This window comes from Paenibacillus sp. TAF43_2 (genome assembly GCF_052113545.1).
GTDB lineage: Bacteria > Bacillota > Bacilli > Paenibacillales > Paenibacillaceae > Pristimantibacillus.
On the sequence record NZ_JBFRDK010000257.1, the window covers coordinates 1 to 6,362 of the forward strand.

4 protein-coding genes are annotated in these 6,362 nt (G+C 42.0%); all 4 read right to left on the reverse strand.

The window, feature by feature from the left end:
- A partial coding sequence (locus AB4Z17_RS30985; protein ID WP_441964143.1) for an ABC transporter substrate-binding protein occupies window positions 1-1,155 on the reverse strand: 1,155 nt, incomplete at its 3' end.
- 116 nt (window positions 1,156-1,271) lie between these two features.
- Entirely contained in the window at window positions 1,272-2,828 is a 1,557-nt protein-coding gene (locus tag AB4Z17_RS30990) for a response regulator transcription factor (protein ID WP_441964146.1), read from the reverse strand.
- On the reverse strand, window positions 2,821-4,575 hold the full coding sequence (locus AB4Z17_RS30995; protein ID WP_076265826.1) for a sensor histidine kinase: 1,755 nt from the start codon (window positions 4,573-4,575) through the stop codon (window positions 2,821-2,823). Before AB4Z17_RS30995 ends, AB4Z17_RS30990 begins: the two co-directional genes overlap by 8 nt.
- Before the next feature lie 138 nt (window positions 4,576-4,713).
- Window positions 4,714-5,730 (reverse strand): SAM-dependent methyltransferase, encoded by a 1,017-nt coding sequence (locus tag AB4Z17_RS31000; protein WP_441964149.1) that lies wholly within the window; start codon window positions 5,728-5,730, stop codon window positions 4,714-4,716.
- Window positions 5,731-6,362 lie beyond the last annotated feature (632 nt).

Below are 6,362 nucleotides of genomic sequence, written 5' to 3' on the forward strand. Positions count from 1 at the left end.
GTCGTATACTTGGATTTGTGCTTCAGTAGAAACTGCTTTTAACGCTTCTTTCACTTTAGAGGAAACAGGTACGCCGCGATCGCCTAAAATCAATTTATTAGCTTCGATATCATTTACGAAGAAGTTGATAAATTTAGCTGCTTCTTCTTTCACTTTCGAATTTTCCGATACGGAGAAGAACATACTTGGCTTAAGGAATAACCCTTTAGTCATATTTGGACCAGCCATTGGAGCAATTGCTAGCGGACGGTTAGCCACTTGCTGCAATCCAACATATTGGTTCGACCATTGCCATACGCCAATGCCTTGGTTCAATACAAGGTGGCTGTCTTCTGCGCCTTTGATTTGAGCTAGAACGTCTGGTGACGGTACTGCACCATCGATAACAAGTTTAGCTAGCATTCCGAAGAAATCGGTGAATAGTTGATCATCCTCGTAGCCTAGGCCGTTGCCTTCTGCGTTAAACAAAGTTTTATCAAGTGTACGCAGGTAGTAGCCGAAGAACACTTCTGGACGCATACCGTTGTCGAAGAAAATTCCAGCTGCTTTTGCTTTTGCAGCCATTGCTACGTAATCATCCCAAGTGTAGTTTTCAGGAATGGAATCAATGCCTGCTTTTTTAAGTAGTGCTGGATCGTAGTTAAATCCAAGAGCATTTACACCAAGGTTCATACCGTATAGTCCATCGCCTAATTTACCGCCATCAATTGCGTTTTGGCTAATGTCGCTTACGTCAATTTGATTGCCGATAAATGGAGTCAAATCAGCCAATTGTTTTCTGCCAGCGTATTGAGAATAGTTTTGCGTATCGATTTGGATGATATCAGGAAGCTCGTTTGCAGCTGCTTGAGGAGCAAGCTTTTTCCAGTAGTCATCATAGTTTGCATATTCCATTTCTATCGTTACATGCGGGTTTTTCGCTTTGTACATCTCAATGACTTTCATTGTGTAATCATGACGCGGCTGACCGCCCCACCATGCGATACGAAGAGTGACCGGCTTTGCTTCTGCTGGCTCTTCTTTCACTTCGTTTGTTGATTTTGGTGCGTTGGTCGCATTTGTTGGTTTTTCATTGTTTGCGTTTCCGCCGCAAGCGCTTACGAGAACTAGTGCAAAAGCCATGAGCATCAAAAGCATTTTCTTTGGTGCTTTCATTGTGTTACGCCCCTTCCAGACTCTTTAATGTTGTTTACAAGCTTTATTATAGGGTGAATGTCGAATCGTCGGAATTAAAAAAACCGCTTTCTTTGTTAAAAAAACAGAGGTCGCCATTATGGCGACCTTTTGAATTCGGAAGGCGTGAACCCTGTATGTTTTTTAAAAACTTGACTAAAATATTGCGGGTTATCGCCAAAACCAAATTTCTCAGCGAGTTCAAAAACCTTCACATCACCAGTTTTCTCGATCTCTTCCATCGCTCGCTCCATCCTTAACCGAACAACATAATTTGAGAATTTTTCTCCCATTTCCTTCTTAAACAGCTTGCCTACATAATCTGCGTTCATGTATAAGATCTCACTCGCTACCCAGTTGAGCGATAGATCAGGATTGGAAATATGTGCTTCAATTACTTGAATCATCTTCTGAATAATGGCGGAATGCTTATTGGTGTGGGTATGAAAGTTGTTCAAGCATATTTGCTGCGCACATTCGGTGACGAATTGCTGCGTCGTTTTTAGTGTTGTAAATTGATCAAATCCGGCAATCTTAGTTAAATATTCATTGATTTCTTCAGGTTTGCCTTGCCTAACGATAGATATGTAAAGCGGTATGACATAAGATTTCGAGAGATGCATGTCCATCCGGCTGTCGGCAAGCATTTCAAAATAGTTTTGCAGCTCATGCTGAACAAACGCCCAGTCTCCTGATTTGACATGCATGCAAAGAGGCTCTTCATCATAGATAAAAGGCTTAAGCGCATTATCATCTCCTCTTTCAACATCCTTCTGCGTTATGATGCTTCCTTCGCCTAAATAAAATTGATAATTTAAGCATTCCAGCGTATCGCGATACATTTTGCGAGCATCGATAATTTGACCAGGATTGCTGACGGCCACCGTAGCATCCAATTTGTAATAGGAAGAAAACGTTTGCTTAATTTCATTCAATTGTGCAAATAAAATATCTGTTTCGTTGATCTCTTTAATAAGCAGCAGAACATGTTTACCTATCGTTGTACTGAGAAGTACCGTAGGTTTGCCGAGGACATCCTGAGCGATATTTTTGACCGCAAATAGATGCTCAAACTCAAAAACACCCTCAATTTGAAACAAAATCAACTGAACCTTTTCATTGTCTACTGTAATATGGAACAGGTTTCCATAGTCATCCCAATCACGCTGCCCATATGTTTTATTGGTTACAAGCTCCTTAAGAAATTGCTCCTTCGCGTGAGGAAGCACCTTTGAAAGCTCTTTCTGGATATGAAGCATGAAGCTCTCTTGCGTTTGCTGTTTCCTCAGCTCTGTTATCACCTCGGTTAGTGCATCCGTAATCGTATTTTCATTGCAAGGCTTAAGCAAATAGTGCTTCACTCCAAATTGCATCGCCGTGCGAGCATAATCAAACTCACTAAAGCCGGAAAGAAGAATAAAAACGATATGCGGGTAGTTTTCGTACACTTTTTCCACCAGCTGCAGTCCATTCATACCCGGCATTTTGATATCTGAGATGACGATATCCGGCATGTGGCTCTCAATAAAGGCCAAAGCTTCAAGTCCATTTCGCGCCGTACCTGCCAGTTCTGCCTCATATGCATTCCAGTTTACTGTACGCGATATGCCTTCTACGATGATTCGTTCATCATCAACCAACAAAACCTTATACATGGGAATCCCTCATTTCATAAGGAAGCATGAGCTTCACTTTGGTACCGCCGTTTGGCTTGCTTTCTACCATTAAGCCGTATGCTTCGCCATACAGCAGCTTGATGCGGTCTTCGATATTTTTCAAGCCTAAGCCGGAACCTTTCGTCTGCACTTGTCCGCTTAATAGCTTTGTGACAAACTCTTCTTCCATTCCCGGCCCATTATCCTCCACTGAAATAAACCACAGCTCGTTTTCCACATAGGCATGTATTTGTATTTTACAGGTGTCAATCATTTGTTCAAGGCCGTAATTGATTGCATTCTCAACGAGCGGTTGAAGCGAAAGCTTCGGAATACTGCAGTTAAGCAGCTTGTCCGGAACGTCGATATGGAAATCAAGCCGTTCTTCAAAACGGTATTTCTGAATCGTGACATAGTGATTAATGATGTCCAGTTCCTTGCTAAGCGGGATGAGCGGCTCCTTCAAATTGATGGACGTTCTGAGCAAGGAGCCGAGCGCTTCAACCATCTGAGAAATATGTGTTTGGTTGCTTAGCTTGGCGGACCAGTTGATCGACTCTAATGTGTTGTACAAAAAGTGCGGATTAATTTGAGCTTGCAGCGCTTTAAATTCCGTATCGCGAATCGTAAGCTGCTTCACGTAATTTTCATGAATGAGCTCATTGATTCGTTCAATCATTATTCGGAAGTTTCGATGCATTTGACCAGCTTCATCCATTGCAAGCGCTCTCTCATTCGGCTCTTCGATATATTCAAAATTGCCGAGCTGCACCCTTTTCATTTTAGCGTTCAAGCGTTCAATAGGCTCAGTAATACCATTTGCGAAGCCAACTGCGATGAGGAGAATGACGATAAATAATATAGCAAAAATAATAATAATCGTATTTTTGACCTTCACGACACGGTCAAAGATGTCATCAAATGGGATCAGCGTATAATAAGTCCAATCGGTATACGTTGACGCTATATAAGTAACAAAATATTGCTTCCCTTCATAACGTATAACTTTGTAGCCCTCATTGCCAGGCAGCGCAGATAAGGACTCCATGGAAAAAGCGGATGCTTCAGGATACACCGCTTCATTGTTTTTCATAATGACCAGCTTCGCGTCGTTGCTGTTCATACCTTTAGCGAGATCTCTAAACAGTTTGTTCATATCGATGCGAAGCGCTAAAGTGCCAAGATAGTCTAAGCTCAGCTGCTCAAACGAACGCACTTCACGCGCAGCAATTAAGGACTTATCGTTGCTATAGGGGGCAATCCAAGTATTCCCGCCCTTTTTCACCGCTGTTGCATTTTTGAATGCATCCAGACGGTCCTGGTAAATCGTTATCGAATTTGCACCAACCGCATATTCATTATCATTTACGTCATACAGCTGGGCGGAAAGCACGTATTTATCAAGCCCGCCGATATTGACCATTCGCTCCTTCACCGTTAATTGCACAACATAGTTGTCATAATCGGACAAACCGCTCTTGATGGATCTCAAATAATGCTGGATCGTAGAATCCGTTGAAAGCATAAAGGTAAGCTTCTCCATCTTTTTCAGCTCATTCTCGATACTGAGGGACGACAAACTGAGCGCTTTGGAAGATTGCTTATAAATTTCCTGATCATAAAAATCAAAAGCGTATTGCTGAATGATGATAGCAAGCATAGCAACAACCAGCATGATGACTGATATCAACACAAACATTTTGTGTTTGATACGCAAATTCATATAAAGCGCTTTCAAACTCTGCATCGGCCAAGTCTCCTTCAAGAGATTTACAGCTATTATCGGTTTTTGAGTGGTTAGAAGACATACTCATTTCTTTGCTAGGATTGTTTGCTGGATTTGAAAAAAGAGCGCCCTCCTTTTCACTAAGGGGGGCGACTCCTGTTATTTTTTGATCAAATAAAGTGTGATTTCTTCTCTATTATGGAACAGCTGCTTAGCTTTTTGAAGTTTAAATTCTGTCGAAAGTCTTGAAATCACGTCACGAATTGTTTGAAGCGGTTTCCGGTGCATAAGCTTAACTGTAATGATGGCTGTTGCACCCTTCGTTAGTGCAGGCTCAAGATCGAGAACGAGCTTGCACATCATCATCGGACTCCAGCTCATATCACAGACTAGAAGCTGGAATGAATCGGGATTAAATTTCACTTCGGATGCATTGCGCTTTAAGTAAGTTAACGTAGGATACGCCATTAGCGATGGATGCAATTCAGCAGGATCGATGGCTGTAACCCGCAGGCCGCGCTCAAGTAAAAGGGATGTCCAGCCGCCTGGCGCTGCGCCAACATCAAGGGCATTTTGAAACTGTGCGTAATTTAGGTTGAATTCACGTTCTGCTTCAAGCAGCTTAAATTTGGCACGCGAGACTTGTCCTTCTTCACGTTGAAAACGAACGGCGCCGCCCGGCCAATCCGAGAGCATCTCCGATGGTGAACCAAAACCGACATAAAGCTGATTGATCGCCGCATAGATCGCAATAATAACGTCTGGCTGCTGTACAACTGGTTCCGCGTCAATCTCTTCAAGTACCGCATCTATCACCGCTTTTGTATCCGCAGCCGAATATACAAACTCTGATTTCGTTGTACGTCTAATATGAACGGCTACCCGTTTATTTTCCAAAGTTAATACAGCATTTCGAACCATGCTAGACAATTGTTCTAAATCATTCGCATTTCCAGTAATTTCAATCGTCCGATCCACCGGCTGCACATGGCGCAAAAAGATCGGCTCCTGCTGATGAATAGCTTGCAGCGTCTCTTCCCGTGTTAGCGGGCTCGTCATTAAAAACACTTCTCCTGCTGCCAGCTGTGTGAAGGCAACGCCCTCAATCAGCCTCCGAAGCTCCTCCATCGCATATGGTGCATAAGTTTGATTAGCTGTTCCGATCCATTGACTCACGTATGTTAAACCTCTTTCGTGTTATATTACCCTAGATCCCTAGAGGTTTTTTTCACCCTTGCCCTCGAGGGTTTACTCTAAACAATTATTACACCAACCTTACAAGCATTTCGAACCCACCCATACCCTCCCTTCCAAGGGAGGGCCCCAAGGGTTGCACCCTCTGGACACCCGCAACTCGACTAACGTTGGCGATAATCTGTGCAGATATGTTTGGCTTACTGTGGAGCGCTTTCGTCCCTTCGGGACACGCTGGAAGTTTCTTTGTTTTGTGTAAATGTTAATTGTGTCTTGATGTGTGAAAGCTTGAAGCCTTCGTAAATACAAACAATTACATAGATTAGAGATAATAAAAAAACATAGAAATGCCTGGAATTTAATTCGACAGCATTTTACTTCAATTTATATTTTTAGTCTTTGTTTGCATTATAACCGAATATGTCACATTTCGTGAAATTATTCGAGTAATTAACTCAAATATTATTTTTGCTAGTTATTATTTGAGTATAGCCATATGAACTATTGTTTTAGCCCATAAATAATGATTAATGGACAATGTTAGTGAAATAGATATAAAAACTAGACCTATTTCAACTAAATGAGCTCAATAAAACTAAATAAGACTAGAATAT

Coding starts and splice junctions, on each gene's coding strand:
- AB4Z17_RS30990 (WP_441964146.1), bottom strand. CDS start 2,828: ATGTATAAGGTTTTGTTGGTTGATGATGAACGAATCATCGTAGAAGGC.
- AB4Z17_RS30995 (WP_076265826.1), bottom strand. CDS start 4,575: ATGCAGAGTTTGAAAGCGCTTTATATGAATTTGCGTATCAAACACAAA.